Annotated in this window: 14 protein-coding genes; 7 read left to right on the forward strand and 7 right to left on the reverse strand. The window is 36.6% G+C overall.

The genetic code is table 11. The features are described from left to right. Positions 1-50: 50 nt before the first annotated feature. Positions 51-365, reverse strand: coding sequence for a 50S ribosomal protein L21 (gene rplU / locus ACXACQ_RS03285; RefSeq protein ID WP_474974499.1), 315 nt, complete (start codon positions 363-365; stop codon positions 51-53). Between the two features lie 213 nt (positions 366-578). Here rplU and ACXACQ_RS03290 point away from each other — a divergent pair, with 213 nt between their 5' ends. The 6 genes from ACXACQ_RS03290 to thrC all read left to right on the forward strand — a co-directional run bounded on the left by ACXACQ_RS03290 (position 579) and on the right by thrC (position 9,960). Next, positions 579-1,082: a hypothetical protein gene (locus tag ACXACQ_RS03290; protein WP_474974500.1), complete on the forward strand. Its 504-nt coding sequence runs from the start codon at positions 579-581 to the stop codon at positions 1,080-1,082. A 402-nt stretch (positions 1,083-1,484) separates the two neighbouring features. Further along, positions 1,485-2,462 carry a ribonucleotide-diphosphate reductase subunit beta gene (locus ACXACQ_RS03295; RefSeq protein ID WP_474975034.1) on the forward strand — a complete coding sequence of 326 codons (978 nt, stop codon included), beginning with the start codon at positions 1,485-1,487 and terminating at the stop codon, positions 2,460-2,462. Between the two features lie 45 nt (positions 2,463-2,507). Next, positions 2,508-4,886: a ribonucleoside-diphosphate reductase subunit alpha gene (locus ACXACQ_RS03300; RefSeq protein ID WP_474974501.1), complete on the forward strand. Its 2,379-nt coding sequence runs from the start codon at positions 2,508-2,510 to the stop codon at positions 4,884-4,886. Positions 4,887-5,286: 400 nt separating this feature from the next. Continuing rightward, positions 5,287-7,737 (forward strand): bifunctional aspartate kinase/homoserine dehydrogenase I, encoded by a 2,451-nt coding sequence (gene thrA / locus ACXACQ_RS03305; protein ID WP_474974502.1) that lies wholly within the window; start codon positions 5,287-5,289, stop codon positions 7,735-7,737. A 6-nt stretch (positions 7,738-7,743) separates the two neighbouring features. Further along, positions 7,744-8,667 carry a homoserine kinase gene (locus ACXACQ_RS03310; RefSeq protein WP_474974503.1) on the forward strand — a complete coding sequence of 308 codons (924 nt, stop codon included), beginning with the start codon at positions 7,744-7,746 and terminating at the stop codon, positions 8,665-8,667. A gap of 3 nt (positions 8,668-8,670) precedes the next feature. After that, positions 8,671-9,960: a threonine synthase gene (gene thrC, locus ACXACQ_RS03315; RefSeq protein WP_474974504.1), complete on the forward strand. Its 1,290-nt coding sequence runs from the start codon at positions 8,671-8,673 to the stop codon at positions 9,958-9,960. A 20-nt stretch (positions 9,961-9,980) separates the two neighbouring features. Here thrC and ACXACQ_RS03320 read toward each other — a convergent pair whose 3' ends face one another. From ACXACQ_RS03320 to ACXACQ_RS03345, 6 genes are all read right to left on the reverse strand, one after another. Beyond that, positions 9,981-10,964 (reverse strand): ABC transporter ATP-binding protein, encoded by a 984-nt coding sequence (locus tag ACXACQ_RS03320; RefSeq protein WP_474974505.1) that lies wholly within the window; start codon positions 10,962-10,964, stop codon positions 9,981-9,983. A gap of 73 nt (positions 10,965-11,037) precedes the next feature. After that, a complete protein-coding gene (locus ACXACQ_RS03325) occupies positions 11,038-12,207 on the reverse strand; it encodes a T9SS type A sorting domain-containing protein (RefSeq protein WP_474974506.1) in 1,170 nt (389 codons plus the stop codon). A gap of 176 nt (positions 12,208-12,383) precedes the next feature. After that, entirely contained in the window at positions 12,384-14,282 is a 1,899-nt protein-coding gene (gene acs / locus ACXACQ_RS03330) for an acetate--CoA ligase (RefSeq protein WP_474974507.1), read from the reverse strand. A gap of 140 nt (positions 14,283-14,422) precedes the next feature. Continuing rightward, the gene (locus tag ACXACQ_RS03335) at positions 14,423-15,172 is read right to left on the reverse strand and encodes a ZIP family metal transporter (RefSeq protein ID WP_474974508.1); all 750 of its coding nucleotides are present in this window, start codon (positions 15,170-15,172) and stop codon (positions 14,423-14,425) included. A gap of 56 nt (positions 15,173-15,228) precedes the next feature. Continuing rightward, complete coding sequence (locus ACXACQ_RS03340; RefSeq protein WP_474974509.1) at positions 15,229-15,972, reverse strand: class I SAM-dependent methyltransferase; 744 nt, start codon at positions 15,970-15,972, stop codon at positions 15,229-15,231. After that, positions 15,972-17,009, reverse strand: coding sequence for an FAD:protein FMN transferase (locus ACXACQ_RS03345; protein WP_474974510.1), 1,038 nt, complete (start codon positions 17,007-17,009; stop codon positions 15,972-15,974). Before ACXACQ_RS03345 ends, ACXACQ_RS03340 begins: the two co-directional genes overlap by 1 nt. 128 nt (positions 17,010-17,137) lie before the next feature. Between ACXACQ_RS03345 and ruvB the strand changes: the two genes are divergently transcribed. Beyond that, positions 17,138-18,166, forward strand: a complete 1,029-nt coding sequence (ruvB, locus tag ACXACQ_RS03350) for a Holliday junction branch migration DNA helicase RuvB (protein WP_474974511.1) — start codon at positions 17,138-17,140, stop codon at positions 18,164-18,166. The last annotated feature ends 3 nt before the right edge of the window (positions 18,167-18,169 follow it).

The following is an 18,169-nucleotide window of genomic DNA, read 5'->3' on the forward strand; positions in this document are numbered from 1 at the left end:
TTAATTAATAGTACTAAATAATTTTTTATTGATTGAAAACCCTACTGAACTTATCCAGCTACGATGTCTTCAATTTGAATTTTCGTGAAATCTTGACGGTGACCATTTTTCTTTTTGTAACCTTTTCTTCTTTTCTTTTTGAAGACGATTACTTTATCACCTTTAACATGTCCCAGGATTTTACCTGATACTTTTGCACCTTTCACTAATGGTGCACCAACTTCGACTGTATTATCATCACCATATAATAATACGTTGCCGAATTCTACGGAAGCGCCTTCTTCGCCCTCCATCTTTGGAGCATAAACGAATTGGTCTTTTGTTACTTTGAACTGCTTTCCGGCTATCTCAACTATTGCGTACATGTAACTAATTATTTTTAAAAATTGGACTGCAAATTTAACTCTTTTAAATTAATTATCAAATAATAGTTTTTATATATACACATTTTTTATAAGCACCTCTATCACAAATGAATTTAAATAAAATAATTGCTGTTATTGCTGCAATTGCTTGCTTATATTGCTTGACATGCTTGATATTCGCAAACTCTATTAATTTAAGCTAAAAACCGACAAATGAAGGTCAACATCCCAGAAAAGTATGCTGATTTATATGTTAAAGCATTAAGCGAGAAAAAGCGAATGCTCGAAGCTAAAATTGCTGAATTTCAAAAGGAAATTGATGAAATCGACAACCACATGAAATCATTAACAAGCATGCCTATTTTTGGGGAAACACAATATGCCAGTCAGTTAAAAAGTGATAAGGGTTATAGGCCAGAATGGCCCTGGACAAGAAAAATCACCTATTACGAACAAGTAACTAAACAACTAATGACTTCAGCTGAGGTGGTAACTTATATACTAGAAAAAGAGTCGGAATTGGATAAAAATAAAGTCAGAAGTAGCGTTTCTGCAGCATTATCTAACAAACATCGGTCAGGCGATTACATCAAATTCGTAGACCCAGTTACCAATACAGCTTATTATGGCCCACCAGAATGGTTTTTAAACCCACAAGAGCCCCATCTAACATATGTTCCAAACGATTTAAAGAAGCGCTTATTAAGTAATAAGTAGATGTAAGAAATCTGCTGTCCATTCATAATACAATTTCACAACTTTGCTTATTCATGTGGAAAACTTTTTCAAAATAAACTCAACTTCATTTCCAGCGTTTTTAAGGTTAATTTCAAATTGAAGAAATAGTCATAAAATACTGATTATCAATTATTTAAATGGATAAATTGTATTCTTCTATGACATAGTCTCGGCACTTTGTTTTTATAAATCTATTGCTAATTTTGTGGTGCCTATTGATTTAAACTCAATCAATTGTCCAGAACAGGTTTCCCTGTAATTTTTTAACAAAATTTCAACAATTCAAAAAAGGTTTGCTATATTATTATGCGTAAACATTTTTTGATTCTAGAAGTTTCATAATTATTAAACTCGAATACAAAGATGAGTGACAACGCACAAATGCCTTTAGAACCCATTTTAAAAGAAAATAAGAATCGCTTTGTCTTATTCCCTATCCAGCACGATGATATTTGGGAATTTTACAAAAAATCGGAAGCCAGTTTTTGGACGGCTGAAGAGATCGATCTAGGTCAGGATTTAAAGGATTGGGCTAGCCTAAATGATGGAGAAAGACATTTCATATCTCATGTATTAGCCTTTTTTGCTGCAAGTGATGGTATCGTAAACGAAAACTTAGCAGAAAACTTCGTTGCTGAAGTACAATATACAGAGGCAAAATTTTTCTATGGATTTCAGATTGCCGTAGAAAATATTCACTCAGAAACATATTCTTTACTTATAGATACTTATATAAAAGACAATCAAGAGAAAGATAAGCTTTTCAACGCCATCGATACCATGGACTGCGTAAAGAAAAAAGCAGAGTGGGCCTTAAGGTGGATTGACAAAGGTTCTTTTCAAGAGAGACTTATTGCATTTGCCGCAGTAGAAGGCATATTCTTCTCTGGTAGTTTTTGCTCTATTTTCTGGTTAAAGAAAAGAGGATTAATGCCTGGCTTAAGCTTTTCTAATGAATTAATATCTAGAGATGAAGGATTACACTGTGATTTTGCTTGTTTAATTTATAACAATCACATAGAAAATAAATTACCTAAAGAAACAGTTATTGATATAATAAAAGATGCTGTTGCTATAGAAAAAGAATTTGTAACCGATGCGCTACCGGTAAGTCTTATAGGAATGAATGCCGAGCTAATGTGTCAGTATATTGAATTCGTGGCAGATAGATTGCTTGTGGAACTAGTGGGAGAGAAAGTATACGGAGCCACTAACCCGTTCGATTTCATGGAAATGATTTCTCTTCAAGGAAAAACAAACTTCTTCGAAAAAAGAGTAGGCGACTACCAAAAAGCCGGAGTTATGAAGAAAAATGACGATTCTTCATCTCCTAAGTTCTCATTAGACGAAGACTTTTAATTTATTCTTTAATTTCATTTTAACCCCTAATTTATAACCCAGAGTATGCTAGTAATAAAAAGAGACGGTAGACGCGAATCTGTTAAGTTTGACAAAATTACATCTAGAATAGAGAAATTGTGCTATGGACTTGATATGAACTATATTGAGCCTGTAGATATTGCAAAGAAGGTTATCAATGGTATATATGATGGTGTAACTACAGTAGAGCTAGATAACTTAGCTGCAGAAACAGCTGCATCTATGACTACAATGCATCCTGATTTTGCTCTCCTAGCCGCTAGAATGGCAATTTCTAACCTACATAAAGTAACTAGCAAGTCATTTTCAAATACCATGAAAAGGCTATACACTTATGTAGATCCTAAAACAGGAGAAAATGCACCACTAATATCAAAAGAAGCATATGGGGTTATAAAGAAAAATGCTGCTTTATTAGATTCATCTATCATTTACGACAGAGATTTTAGCTACGATTACTTTGGGTTCAAAACACTAGAAAGATCTTACCTCATGAAAATTGATGGTAAAATAGTGGAAAGACCACAGCATATGTTGATGCGTGTGGCTGTCGGCATCCATATGGATGATATAGAATCTGTAATTGAAACTTATAATCTACTTAGTGAAAAGTGGTTTACGCATGCGACTCCTACGTTATTTAACGCTGGTACTCCTAAGCCACAACTTTCGTCTTGCTTTTTACTAGCAATGCAAGATGATAGCATTGATGGTATATATGACACATTAAAACAATGTGCTAAAATTTCACAGTCTGCTGGAGGTATTGGACTAAGCATACACAATATCAGAGCTACAGGATCATACATTAAAGGAACTGGGGGTGTTTCTAACGGTATAGTTCCTATGTTGCGTAACTTCGACATGACAGCCCGTTATGTGGACCAAGGTGGAGGTAAACGAAAAGGAAGTTTTGCAATATATTTAGAGCCTTGGCATGCTGATATATTCGATTTTCTCGACCTAAGAAAAAATCATGGTAAGGAAGAGCTAAGAGCTAGAGATTTATTCTATGCTTTATGGATATCTGACTTATTTATGAAAAGGGTAGAAAACAATGAAATGTGGTCATTATTCTGCCCTAATGAAGCTCCTGGCTTAGAAAATGTATATGGTGAAGAGTTTGAAAAACTATATACCAAATACGAAAACGAAGGAAAATACAGAAGACAAATAAAAGCACAAGATTTATGGTTTGAAATTCTTGAAGCACAAATTGAAACTGGTACTCCTTATATGCTTTATAAAGATGCCGCTAATAAAAAGTCAAACCAAAAGAATTTAGGTGTTATTAAGTCTAGTAACTTATGTACTGAAATTATGGAATACACTGCTCCTGACGAAGTAGCTGTGTGTAACTTAGCTTCTATAGCATTACCTAAATTTGTTTCTGAAGACGGCAAGTTTGACCACCAAAAGCTATACGAAATAACTAAGGTAATCACCAGAAACCTAAACAAAGTTATTGATGTAAACTACTACCCAGTAAAAGAAGCTGAGTATTCTAATAGAAGACATAGACCTATTGGAATTGGAGTTCAAGGTTTAGCCGACACATTCTTAATGTTAAAAATGCCATTCGATTCAGAAGAGGCAAAAGGATTAAACAAAGATATCCATGAAACTATCTACTTCGCAGCTATGACTGCTTCTATGGAAATAGCAAAAGTAGACGGAGCATATGAAACATTTAAAGGATCACCTGTATCAAAAGGTATCTTCCAATTTGATATGTGGGGAGTAACTCCAGAATCTAACAGATGGGATTGGGATAACCTGAAAAAAGAAGTTAAGAAAAACGGAGTGAGAAACTCTTTGTTAGTAGCTCCTATGCCTACAGCTTCAACTTCTCAAATATTAGGTAATAACGAATGTTTCGAACCATACACTTCTAACATTTATACTAGAAGAACTTTATCAGGGGAATTCATTGTAGTGAATAAGCACCTGATGAAAGACCTAATTGAGCTAGGTATTTGGGATGACGCTATGAAAAACAGACTTATTGAAGCTAATGGATCTGTTCAAAACATCCCTGAAATTCCTCAAAACATAAAAGATAGATATAAAACTGTTTGGGAAATTTCCCAAAAAGTAATTATAGACATGGCCGCAGACAGAGGGGCATACATCTGTCAAAGTCAGAGTATGAACGTACATATTCAAGAGCCTAACTTTGGTAAGTTAACTTCTATGCATTTCCATGCTTGGAAAAAAGGCTTAAAAACAGGTATGTACTACTTAAGAACTAAAGCCGCAGCTTCTGCAATTCAATTTACAGTTGATAAGTCTGCCAAAACTGAAACTGTACAAAGAAGTGCTGAAATTAACGATGAGCAAAACCGCTCTGATATGGCTTGTTCTTTAGATAACCCTGATGCTTGCGAGGCATGTGGTAGCTAAATTTTAGTTCTGGTTGGTTTTAGTCAAAGCCTTGATCAAAATTTTGATCAAGGCTTTTTTATTTAAGCAAAATAATATTCTACACATCAGCAACTTAACCAATATTTTATATCTACATTAAATCATTCAAGCTATATAAAATTTCATTTCTTTCTTGCGTTTTTAAATTTAAGCCTTACCTTTGGTTCACATTAGTAATAATACAAGTAAACAAGTGGATTTAAATATCACATTTTCTTCTCTTTTCACTTTCGGCCCTACCCAAGGGACGACTACTTCTATTATTACAATTATTACCCCTTAATGGGGTTGTAATTTACATATCGCTTTCCGGAGCAGGGCTCCATTTCTAATCAAATCAGAATCAAAAAATTCATCGATAACATAACCTTATCTGTTTATGCAGGTCTTAAAATTTGGAGGTACTTCTGTAGCCTCTGCTAAAAACATCACTCTTGTTAAGGACATTGTTCTTGAAAAATCTAAACAGCAAAATGTAATAGCAGTAGTTTCTGCACTTGGAGGTGTTACATCACAATTAATAGAAGCCAGTGAAATGGCCTCTAATGGAGATGAAAACTATTTAAAAATCTTAAATCAAATAGAGCAAAAACACATAAAAACCATTCAAGAGCTTATATCAGTTAAAAACCAAGGCAAAACGCAGGGTAAAATAAAAATACTTCTAAATGACCTTGAAGATATATGCAGGGGAGTATTTTTAATACACGAGTTAACCACCAAAACCAGTGATAAAATCTCCAGCTTTGGCGAAAGATTATCTTCTACCATAATTACGGACTTCTTAACAGATTGTGGCCATAAAACCGATTTGGTTGACCCTCAAACTTTCATCATTACTGATGATTTATACAGCAGGGCTAATGTAGATTTTGAAATAACCATACCAAAAACTAAGGCATACTTCGAAAACAGAACTAATATTCAAATATGTCCTGGTTTTATAGCGTCTTCTAAGCAAAAAGAAACTACTACCTTAGGAAGAGGTGGCTCTGATTATACGGCAGCCATTATTGCATCAGCTTTGGAGGCTCCAGAACTTGAAATTTGGACAGACGTAAGTGGTATGATGACAGCAGATCCACGTTTAGTGTCATCTGCATATGTTATTAATGAAATCTCGTATGATGAAGCCATGGAGCTTTCTCACTTTGGCGCCAAGGTGATATATCCTCCTACTATTCAACCTGCGTTAGAAAAAAACATTCCAATACGCATAAAAAACACCTTTAAAAAAGCTGATCCCGGAACTTTAATTTCTGGCACTTCTTCCAAAAATGGTAAATTAATAAAGGGACTATCGTGCATACAAAATATAGCCTTGCTCAACCTTTCTGGAAGTGGAATGGTAGGTATACCCAATTTTTCACACAGGCTGTTCCGAGCTTTAGCCTCTGCTCGCGTTAATGTAGTGCTTATCACTCAGGCCTCATCTGAACACACTATATGTGTTGGTATAGATGCTTCTGATGTTGGAAAATCCTTAGCTGCCATAGAAGTAGAATTTTCATTTGAGCTTACTACAAGGAAAATCAACCCTGTAGAAGTAGAAAAAAAACTAGCGGTAATTGCATTGGTTGGCTCTAATATGAAAGAACAAATTGGTGTTAGCGGAAAAATGTTTAGCGTGCTTGGCCAAAATGGAGTGAATATAAAAGCTATTGCTCAAGGGTCTTCAGAGAAAAATATTTCAGTGGTTATCTATGAAAGAGAGATAAAAAAGGCATTGAACAGCTTACACGAAAGCTTTTTCCTCTCAGAGAAAAAGGTGATTAATGTATTTATGATAGGTGTAGGCAACGTAGGAGCCGCACTAGTAGAGCAGTTGAAAAAGCAAAAAAGCTACTTAGCACACCATCATCATATAGACTTACGTGTAGTGGCACTTGCTAATAGCAGAAAAATGTATTTTCAGGAGAGAGGCATAGACCTAAAAGAGTGGAAAGCTAAACTTGACACCGAGGCTGAGGTAATGGAAACTTCTAAGTTTCTTGCAAAAATGGAAGAGCTAAACTTAAGAAATAGCATCTTCATTGACAATACAGCTAATGCTGACATAGCCTCATTATATAAAGGAATACTACGAAGAAGTATATCTGTAGTAACTCCTAATAAAATTGCTTGTACCAATTCATTTCAGGAGTATCTTGACCTTAAACAAACAGCACTACAGTATAAGGCCAAATTCTTATTTGAAACCAATGTAGGTGCTGGGCTACCAGTAATCAACACGCTAAATGATTTAATAAAAAGTGGTGATGAAGTACTTAAAATACAAGCGGTGCTATCAGGAAGTCTTAACTTCATTTTCAACAATTTCAGTGAAGAAACCACATTTGCTGATATAGTAAAACAAGCCCAAGTGGAAGGCTACACTGAACCTGACCCAAGAATAGACCTGAGCGGTGTTGATGTAAAAAGAAAGATATTGATATTACTGCGAGAAAGTGGCCTCAACATGGAAATAGATGACATAGTATCAAAGCCATTTATTCCACAAGAGTGTATGGATGCCCCTGACATCGACACTTTCTTTGAAAGACTAAAAGAGCATGAGGCTACCTTCCAAAAAATGATAGCAGATGCCAAAAAAGTAAATAAAAAAATAAAATACGTAGCTACTTTCAATAAAGGAAAAGCAGAAACTGGAGTACAATTAATAGAAAGTTCACATCCGCTTTACAACCTTGAAGGAAAGGATAACATAGTATTATTTACCACGAAACGATACCCAGAACAGCCTCTAGTAATCAAAGGTGCTGGAGCGGGTGCTGAGGTAACAGCCTCTGGAATTTTCGCTGATATTATGAGAATAGCTAACGCAAACTAAAGGGCCATGGACAATATTAAAGTATTTGCACCAGCTACAGTAGCTAATGTTGGCCCTGGCTTTGATGTTTTAGGACTAGCATTAGACGGAATCGGAGATGAGCTAGAGGTGAAAAAAAACGATACTGGAAACATCACCATTCACCCAATAGAAGGATTTGAAGATCTTCCCACGGACCCTAAAAAGAATGTGATTGGAGTTGCGATTGAAGCTTTACTAAAAGATGCCGGTATGCAACAAGGATTTGAAATCACTGTTCTCAAAAGAGTAATGCCTGGTAGCGGTTTAGGCTCCAGTGCATCTAGTTCAGCCGCTGCAGTATTTGCGGCCAATGAATTAATAGGCAAGCCATTTAGCAAGGCTCAATTGGTAAAATATGCTATGGAAGGAGAACGCTGTGCATCAGGTAAAGCTCATGCCGACAACGTAACCCCTGCATTATTAGGCGGGTTTACCATAGTAAGAAGTTACTCTCCTTTAGATGTGGTAAATGTTCCTTTTCCTAAAGATTTATTTGTAGCTGTGGTACATCCACAAATAGAAGTAAAAACTTCAGACTCAAAGAAAATACTAAAAAAGGATGTGAGCCTAGAAACTGCCGTAGCCCAATGGGGAAATGTTGCGGGTCTAATCACCGGCCTTGCAACCAACGATTATGGATTGATCGGTAGGTCTTTGGATGACTACATTGTAGAACCTATCCGCTCGGTATTAATACCAGGCTATGCAGAAGCAAAAGCATTAGCGATAGAAAACGGGGCATTAGGCTGCAGCATCTCTGGCTCTGGTCCATCCATATTTGCATTAACTGAAGGCAAAGCTGCAGCAGAAAACATAGGTAGCATTTTTTCAGAGTATTACTCAAAAATAGATATAGATCATAAAGTATACGTTTCTGCCATAAATGCAGAGGGCGCAAAAGTTTTATAAACCATGAAATATTACAGTACCAATGGCAAAACTAATCCGGTAAGCTTCAAAGAAGCAGTTGTTAAAGGGCTTCCTGATGACAACGGACTATTTATGCCCGAAACAATACCTGCACTTCCTAAAGCATTTATTGAAAACCTTACCAACTACTCATTAGCAGAAATAGGCACACAAGTAGCCTTACCTTTTGTTAAAGATGACATTGCTGAAGATAAATTATCAGCACTCATTGCCGATACGTTAAGTTTTGAAATACCCGCAGTAAAAGTAGAGGACAATATCTATTCATTGGAGTTATTTCATGGCCCTACTTTAGCATTTAAAGATATCGGAGCTCGATTTTTAGCAAGGTGCTTAAGTCATTTCTCTACCAAGAGTGACAAGAAAGTTACCGTGATAGTAGCCACCTCTGGAGACACTGGAGGAGCTGTAGCCCATGGTTTTTTAGGCGTGGACAATGTGGATGTAGTCATTCTATATCCTAAAAACAAAGTGAGCTTATTACAAGAAAAGCAGTTGACCACTTTAGGTCAGAACATTACTGCACTAGAGGTTGATGGTAATTTTGATGATTGTCAGCGGCTAGTAAAATCAGCCTTCTTAGATGAAGAGTTAAATAAAAAAATGCAGTTGACATCGGCCAATTCTATAAATATAGCAAGGCTAATTCCTCAGTCATTTTATTATTTCTGGACTAAAGCGCAACTCCCTGAGCAAGACCTTGTATTTTCTATACCTAGTGGCAACTATGGCAACCTAACAGCAGGCTTATTAGCCTATAAAATGGGACTACCAGTATCGGGATTTGTCGCTTCATCTAATATCAACGACATAGTTCCTAACTATTTAACTACAGGTAAATACACACCTGCAGACTCCAAGGCTACAATATCCAACGCGATGGATGTAGGAAACCCAAGTAATTTTTACAGAATGTTTGAATTATTTGATAAAAACTGGGAGAGCATGAAAGCTTTTATTGAAGGATACAGCTTTAGCGATGAGGAAACCAAAAAGGTAATGGCCAAAGTACATGGAGAATCTGGCTATGTGCTTGACCCTCATGGTGCTGTTGGTTATTTAGGTTTACAAAAATCTCTCAGTAAAGCCTCAGGAAAAACCGGTGTATTTTTTGAAACAGCACACCCCTCTAAGTTTAAGGATACGGTTGAAGAGGTAATTGGCAAGATAGAAATACCTGAAAGACTAGCTAAATATGCCGAATTAGAGAAGAAAAGCATAGAAATGGACAATGAATTTGATTCATTTAAGACCTATTTATTATCCAGATAAATATTGAAGAGCGTGTTTAATTAAACACGCTTTTTTCTATTTTCAATCACCTCGTCTGGTACATCAAGCAACACTTTTGTATTGGGCTCTATATAAGAAGAGCTCTCAAAAAACAAGGAATCGTTGTTGTATTGGGATTTTATTAAATAATTGCCTCCTTGAAAATAGGGTTGATCAACAACCACCTCTATACCTGCTTTCTCATTAGTAATAAAGAATTCATGCGGATATATCAATACTGTTCCTGCTTCTCCTGCCCTCAAATCTTTTAAAGGAATTTGGTTAACCTCTCCGAATAAGTTAGCCACATACTTATTTTTAGGACTTTGATAAATTTCAATGGGCGTGCCTTTATCAACCACTTCACCGTCTTTCATCACCACAGCATAATCAGAAAAAGAGAGGGCTTCAGTTTTGTCATGTGTGGCTACTATACAGGTAATGCCTTTTTTCTTTAGGTAACTAAATAACTCTCGCCTAAGGTCATTTTTTCTAAAATGATCTATATGACTAAAAGGCTCATCTAACAATAACACCTCAGGCTCATTGGCCAAAGCGCGAATAAGTGCTACTCGTTGCTTTTGACCACCACTTAAAAACTTACCTTTAACATCAGCATAATCTAACATTTCTACCATTTGCAGTAGTTCATAAATACGCTCTTCCTTATCTTCATAAGTAAGATTTGGCGGCAAATGCTTAGCAACATTATCAGTAACAGAATGGAAAGGAAACAGGTCAAAGTCCTGTGATACGTATTTCATGAAAGGTTCACCTGGTATCAGTCTGTCTTCAGGGCCTTTTAACTCCTGCCCCTTCCAAAATACCTGCCCCTTATTTACAGCAAACAACCCATAAATAATTTTTAATAAAGTTGTTTTCCCACATCCACTAGCTCCTAAAAGGGTCATATGTCCTCCTTCTTTTAAGGAGAAATTAACATCTCGTACTGTTGATTCTTCATCTTCTAGGTAAGAAAATGATACGCCTTTAACCTCTAACATTCATTATTATTTTGTGGTCTGTAAAGCTAAAGGCTCTTGTATTAAAATTCTAACTAATCTTAAATATTCGAAATTATCTAACGTATACCTTTTCAACTTTCACCTCTACATCAAAAGTCATTTGTAAGTAGTAGTAGCCGGGAGCCACATCTCTTCCTACATTAACCTCTGTAGTAGCTCCAACCTGGTTATAATCAACCGTAACGTGCTGACCATTTATATTGATAAGAGAAACATTTTGCAGTCCCTGTGTAGACTCTATATACACTTTGTTATCAACTATTGGATTAGGGTATACATTATAGTTTAATGATGCTGACTCATACTCAACTCTAATTACTCCATGATACTCTGTAAACCCATCATAGTCCGTAGCCTTCAATCTGTAATATGCTACACCCGCTTCTGGAGAGTAATCAGCCCACTGATACTCTATTCTTGTTGTGGTATTTCCGTTACCTGCTACAGTGCCTATCTCTTCAAAAATTTGTCCGTCAATTGAACGTTCTATAGAAAAGTAATCAAAGTTCAATTCTGTTAAAGTTGCCCATGAAATAAATACCGCTCCATTTTCAACTACAGCCTGGAAATTTTCCACCTCTACAGGCAATACCCCTCCATTTGTAGCGAATTCATATAGCTGTCGGTCATTATTATAAAGGTCGCTTTCTGTAGAAGTATATTGAGTAGGATCACAACCTCCCCAAGTATAACATGAGTTACCATCTCTGTCTCCTACATAACCGTTATTATTATTTAAATCTCCGAAAATATAAAACTCATCGTCTGTACTTACTGTTGTTCCTGAGTTGATGTTTACATCACCTAGCACCACTGCCCTACCATCATTATTAGTTCTAAAACCACCGCTCGATGTATAGTTTCCTGTAACTACTAACACTCCTTGACCATAAATATTAATTTGAGCTCCAGAACCTACATTCATATCTCCGTCAACCCATAGCGTATCATACACATTTATTACAGGGTTAGCATTGTTAACATTAAGTGTACTATTCACCCTTATGTAGCCATATATGTTAATACCATTAGCATTAGAATTAGTAGGGTTTCCAGGTGATTGAGGCGCTGATGACCAGCCACCTACAGAAGACCAAGTGCTTACAGCCTCCCAATTTCCAGTAAAATTATCATTACTCGTATAAGTGATCTGAGCGAACGAAAACTTACATGAAACAACAAACAAAAAAACAACCAACAGATTAAAATAAACAACTTTCATAACATATGTAATTTAACAGACAATTTTACACATGAAAATCTAATGCCAAAACACAAACGCGGCTTAAATGATCAAAAAACAGAGAGATATCAAAAAAAAAGTCCCTATTCGGGACTCTTTTCTATCTATTGAACAGTAAACTTACGTAAGTTTATTGATATATTTTAACCTTTTTATTATTCAACTACATTTTCTTTTATAATACCCACAACCTCAGGGTTTAACAAAGTACTGGTATCTCCCAGATTACTTGCATCTCCGCTAGCGATCTTTCTCAGTATTCTACGCATAATTTTTCCAGATCTTGTTTTAGGCAAACCTGGTACAATTTGAATCTTATCTGGCTTAGCTATTGGCCCAATAATTTTATTAACGGTCTGCCTAATTTCTTCCTTCAGGTTATCTTCAGATCTACCTTCCATATCACAAATTACATAGGCATATATTCCTTGCCCTTTAATTTCGTGCGGATAACCAACCACTGCTGACTCTACCACTTTAGGATGCTCATTGATTGCATTTTCAACTTCGGCAGTTCCCATTCTATGACCAGAAACATTGATTACATCATCAACTCTACCTAAAATTCTATAGTATCCGTCCTCATCCCTCTTTACACCATCACCCGTAAAGTAATATCCTTCAAAACTACTGAAGTAGGTCTGCTTACACCTTTCATGATCTCCATAGGTAGTCCTTAAAATAGAAGGCCAAGGAAACTTAACACAAAGATTTCCTTCCACACTGTTTCCTTTCAACTCATTGCCATCATTATCAAGTATAGCTAATTGAATACCTGGCAAAGGCAGAGTGGCATACCCAGGCTTAGTAGGCGTAACACCTGCTATTGGCGAAACCATAATGCCTCCGGTCTCTGTTTGCCACCAAGTATCCACAATGGGGCATTTACCTCGCCCTACGTGGTCACGATACCAGTGCCACGCCTCTTCATTTATTGGCTCACCCACTGAGCCTAGTACGCGTAATGAATCTAACTTATAAGGCTCTATCGGATCAGTGCCATATGCCTGTAATGCTCTAATGGCTGTTGGAGCAGTATAAAATTGGTTTACTTTATATTTATCACATATTTCCCAAAACCTTCCTGCATCAGGAAATGTAGGCACGCCTTCGTACATCACACTAGTAGCCCCAGCCAGTAATGGACCGTATACAATGTAAGAATGACCTGTAATCCAACCTATATCTGCAGTACACCAGTAGACATCTCCAATATTATATTGAAAAACATTTTTAAAAGAATAATTGGTATAAACCATATAGCCCCCACAAGTATGCACTACACCTTTGGGTTTTCCTGTTGAGCCTGAAGTGTACAGAATAAACAACATATCTTCAGAGTCTACCACTTCCGCTTTATTATCAAGAGAAACACCGCTAATAGCATCATGCCACCAAAGGTCTCTGCCCGCCATCATCTCCACATCCTGATGTGTACGTTGATAAACAATCACTCTTTCAACAGAAGGGCTTGTTTGTAATGCTTCATCCACCACTGCCTTTACCGGTATAGTTTTACTCCCTCTAAAGTTTCCATCAGAAGTAAGTACCATTTTAGCTTCACAATCGCTGATCCTGTCTGTAAGCGATTGTGCTGAAAAACCTGCAAAAACAACAGAGTGAACAGCACCTACACGAGCACATGCCAACATAGCTACTGCAGCCTCTGGCACCATAGGCATATAAATAACTACCCTATCTCCTTTTTGAATGCCGTTTTGCTTTAGTGTATTAGCAAACTGACAAACCATCTCATACAGTTCTTTATAAGTAATTATTCTATTGTCTTCTTGAGGATCATTAGGTTCCCAGATGATAGCCGGCTTATCTCCCAATAAGAAAAGGTGTCTTTCTAATATATTCTCAGTGATATTAAGTTTACCATTAGTAAACCATTTAAATTCTGGCTTTTTAAAGTCATACTCAACGACCTTATCCCAGCGCTGATGCCAGTAAAAAGAATCAGCCACACGGTCCCAGAAATGTTCGGGATCTTGCACACTTTTTTGATACTCGTATATATAGCCGCTAAGAGTTTGGAGTTTGTTCATCATAGTTTAGAGTTGATAGGGGTTAACAAATATGTAGATTTTATGGCGTAGTGACTAAATTGCAAAAAAATCACTTATTATAAAACACACTTTGCAAACGTTTACAATAAATAAATGTTGTCAACTCCAAAGAATCTTTGGCTCTAAAATAAATATTGGGCCGCCAAAGCAACGGAAGCTCCCAAAATAGCCACCCCTAACTTTTTAGCATTAAAATGATGGTCAACACTACCTTCAAAAACTATTGTAGTAGAAATATGGAGAAAATTTCCACTTACTAGAGCAAATAAGATTTCGAAGGCTTTCGTAGAAAGTAGGTTATTACTTACATAATAATGACCGGTTAGCAACCCTACGGGAGATGCAAGAGCAAAACAGCTCAAAAACAACAAAGCTTTTTGTTTGCTTTTCAACTGACAAGTAAGTATTGAAACCAATGCAAAAGCGGCAGGTGCCTTATGCAATAAAATACCGACCAGCAAAGAGGAATTTTCATGATGAACATGGCCATGTCCACCTGTAGGGTGCGCCACCATTGCACCTTCTAACAATGCATGCAATGATAGTGCTATTAAAACCGATAAAGATGCTGTAGCACCATGACTATGGTTATGGCTGTGCTTATGCACATGGCCATGCTCCACGCCTGCTGTAAAATATTCCAAAATCATTTGCAAAAAGAAGCCCAGCAACACAAAAAGCCCCACGTTATACACATCTTCAGCCTGAGAAAATAACTCTGGTAAAATGTGAACAATTGTTACTGCGAATAAATAAGATCCAGCAAAAACTAATGTTAGTTTATATCGGCTTTCTTTAATGGTAGGAAACCATAAAGCCATTGTGCCCGCCCCCATTGCTGCCAAAAAAAGCAGAATTGCATTAATTATCATTTCTCTCGATTGGATAAAAGACAAATATACAACTCTGTTGCATTTATATCATCTACTTACGAATTTCTGGCAATAAAAATCATACGATCAGAAGTCTCAGGATCATATGGACGTAAATCATAATCGCCAAAAATAGCTATAGTCTGCAGATTCGCTTTCTTAAAATATGATTCAAATTCTTGTTGTGTAACCAATTTGACCCTTTCATAAAAATTGTGCTCTTGCCCATTGTCTTCAAATGCAATATTCTTTTTAATGTATCCGTCTGAAGTCAGCTCTTTAGTAATATGAAAGTGAATACCATCCACCTCTTTATTAAGCACTGGCACAAAATCACGCTTTATTTTATAAGAATTGAGAAAATCAATGAGAAAAACACCCCCAGGCTTAAGAGCTTTAGCTACTGCACAAATGGCCTGTTCGTGCTCTTGGTCAGTTTCAAAATAGCCAAAACTTGTGAAAAGGTTAAGAATGAAATCAAATTCCTCCTCCACAAAAACCTTTCGCATGTCATGAATAAAAAAGTGAAGTTTATCATTCTCATATTGGCGAGCATAATTTATACTCTGCTCAGAAAGATCTACCCCTACTACATCAAAGCCTTTTTTATTGAGAAATATACTGTGTCTTCCTTTGCCACAAGCCAAGTCGAGCACCTTATGGTCAGTCTCTATTTTAAAATGACTAATTAGGTTATTAATAAAAACACTAGCTTCGTTTTTATCTCGATTTTTATAAAGTACGTGATAATAAGGTGAATCAAACCACTCTCCAAACCATTCCTTCTTCAACTTCTCCATCACTCTTTATCTAATATTTTAATTCTTTCCTTAATCCCTTTAGTGGCATAAGCATCCAATGTACCATCCTTTTTACTATAAATGAAAAATGCATCAACACCATCATTACTCTCCACTAGTGACTTAGCCTGATCATACCCAAGCACCATACATGCTGTTGCTAACGCGTCAGCCCTACCACAATCTTTTGTAAACACAGAAACACTTAATAGTGAATGCTCAATCGGAAATCCCGTTTTTGGATTAATAGTATGTCCGTACTTCACATTATCAATAATGTGATAATTAAAATAATTACCTGAAGTAGCCATTCCCACATCTTCCAAACCTACTACAGCATAATAATATTGATTGATTTCATCAGAATTAGGATCCAATATCCCAACTGTCCATGGTTTATCTGTTTGTAGATTTTCACCTCGGGTCACTACCTCTCCTCCTATTTCAATAAGCATATTATGAATGCCCTGATCTTCTAAAAACTTAGCAACCACATCTACTCCATAACCCTTTGCCAAAGCACTAAAATCCAACTGCACTCTGGCATCTTTCTTCCATACGCTGTCAGAGTTAAATGATATTTTATGAAAACCAACAAAGCTCATTAGTGAGTCTATTCTGGAGCTGTCATTATGAATGCCCTCTTCAGGACCAAACCCCCATGCATTTATTACCGGCATCACCGTAGGGTCATATGCACCCTTTGTCATTTCCGAAATTTCAGTACTCTCTTGTAATGCAGGTAAAAAGTACGGGCTCTTAAATGTAAAACTTGCTTCAGTATTGAAAGTGGATATATCTGAACTAGGGATGTAAGTACTTAAAGCATTATTAAAATCTACAAGTATAGAATCTACTTGTTTCTTAAAATCTCTACCCTCATCATCAAAATAGGTAACATTATATTTAATGGGCCCCATGGTTTTTCCAGAGAAGTGAACCGGAGGGTTTTTCTTGCCCTGACGGTATTTCCAAACACCAAAAACAGCTGCCAGCAGTACCACTGTGTAAATAATATTTCTGTACCTATTACTCATTTTTATTAAAATTTGGCCCAAAAGTAATCAAATTGACCTTCTTAAAACGGATAACAGAAATTATAATTCAGCGATAATTACTAACTTCACACTTTAACAAAGAAATTTCTTTATCTTTTAATTTATATATGAGAGAAGATTATTTAAGTGGAGAAGGAGAGGGCATGAGCTCTGCAGAAAGAGAAATAGAAAAGGCATTACGCCCACTTAGTTTCGATGATTTTTCTGGCCAAGGAAAGGTGGTTGAAAACATAAAAATCTTTGTTAGCGCTGCAAAAAAACGAGGAGAGCCTTTGGACCATGTTTTACTTCACGGACCTCCCGGACTAGGAAAGACCACACTTTCACATATTATCTCCAACGAATTAGAAAGTAATATAAAGATCACTTCTGGGCCCATATTAGATAAGCCAAGCGACTTGGCCGGCTTATTAACCAACCTTGAAGATCACGATGTTTTATTTATAGATGAAATCCATCGTTTAAACCCTATTGTGGAAGAGTACCTATACTCTGCCATGGAGGATTTTAAGATTGATATTATGCTTGACTCAGGGCCCAGTGCCAGAACAGTGCAAATAACACTTGCACCGTTTACGCTTATTGGAGCCACCACCCGAGCAGGACTATTAACATCTCCTCTTCGCGCACGCTTTGGCATCAATGCTCGCCTAGAATACTACGATGCAGAATTACTTTCTAAAATCATTAAGAGATCTTGTCACATTTTGCGTTGCCCAATTGATGAAGACGCTTCTTATGAAATAGCACGAAGGAGCAGAGGTACTCCACGTATCGCCAACAATTTACTTCGTAGAACCAGAGATTTTGCAGAAATAAAAGGCAACGGAACCATCACCAAAGAAATAGCCCAAATAGCACTAGATGCACTAGATGTAGATGAGCACGGCCTTGACGAAATGGACAACCGCATACTCACTACCATCATTGAAAAATTTAAAGGTGGACCTGTGGGCATAAGCACCATAGCTACTGCCTGTGGTGATGAAGCCGAAACCATAGAAGAAGTTTATGAACCCTTTTTAATACAGGAAGGCTATATAAAAAGAACTTCAAGAGGAAGGGAAGCTACAGAACTAGCCTATAAACACTTGAATATTGTGCCTCCTAATAAGGCTAGAGGCTTATTTGATTAATAG

Source organism: Fulvivirga sp. AWR4_260, assembly GCF_056158185.1.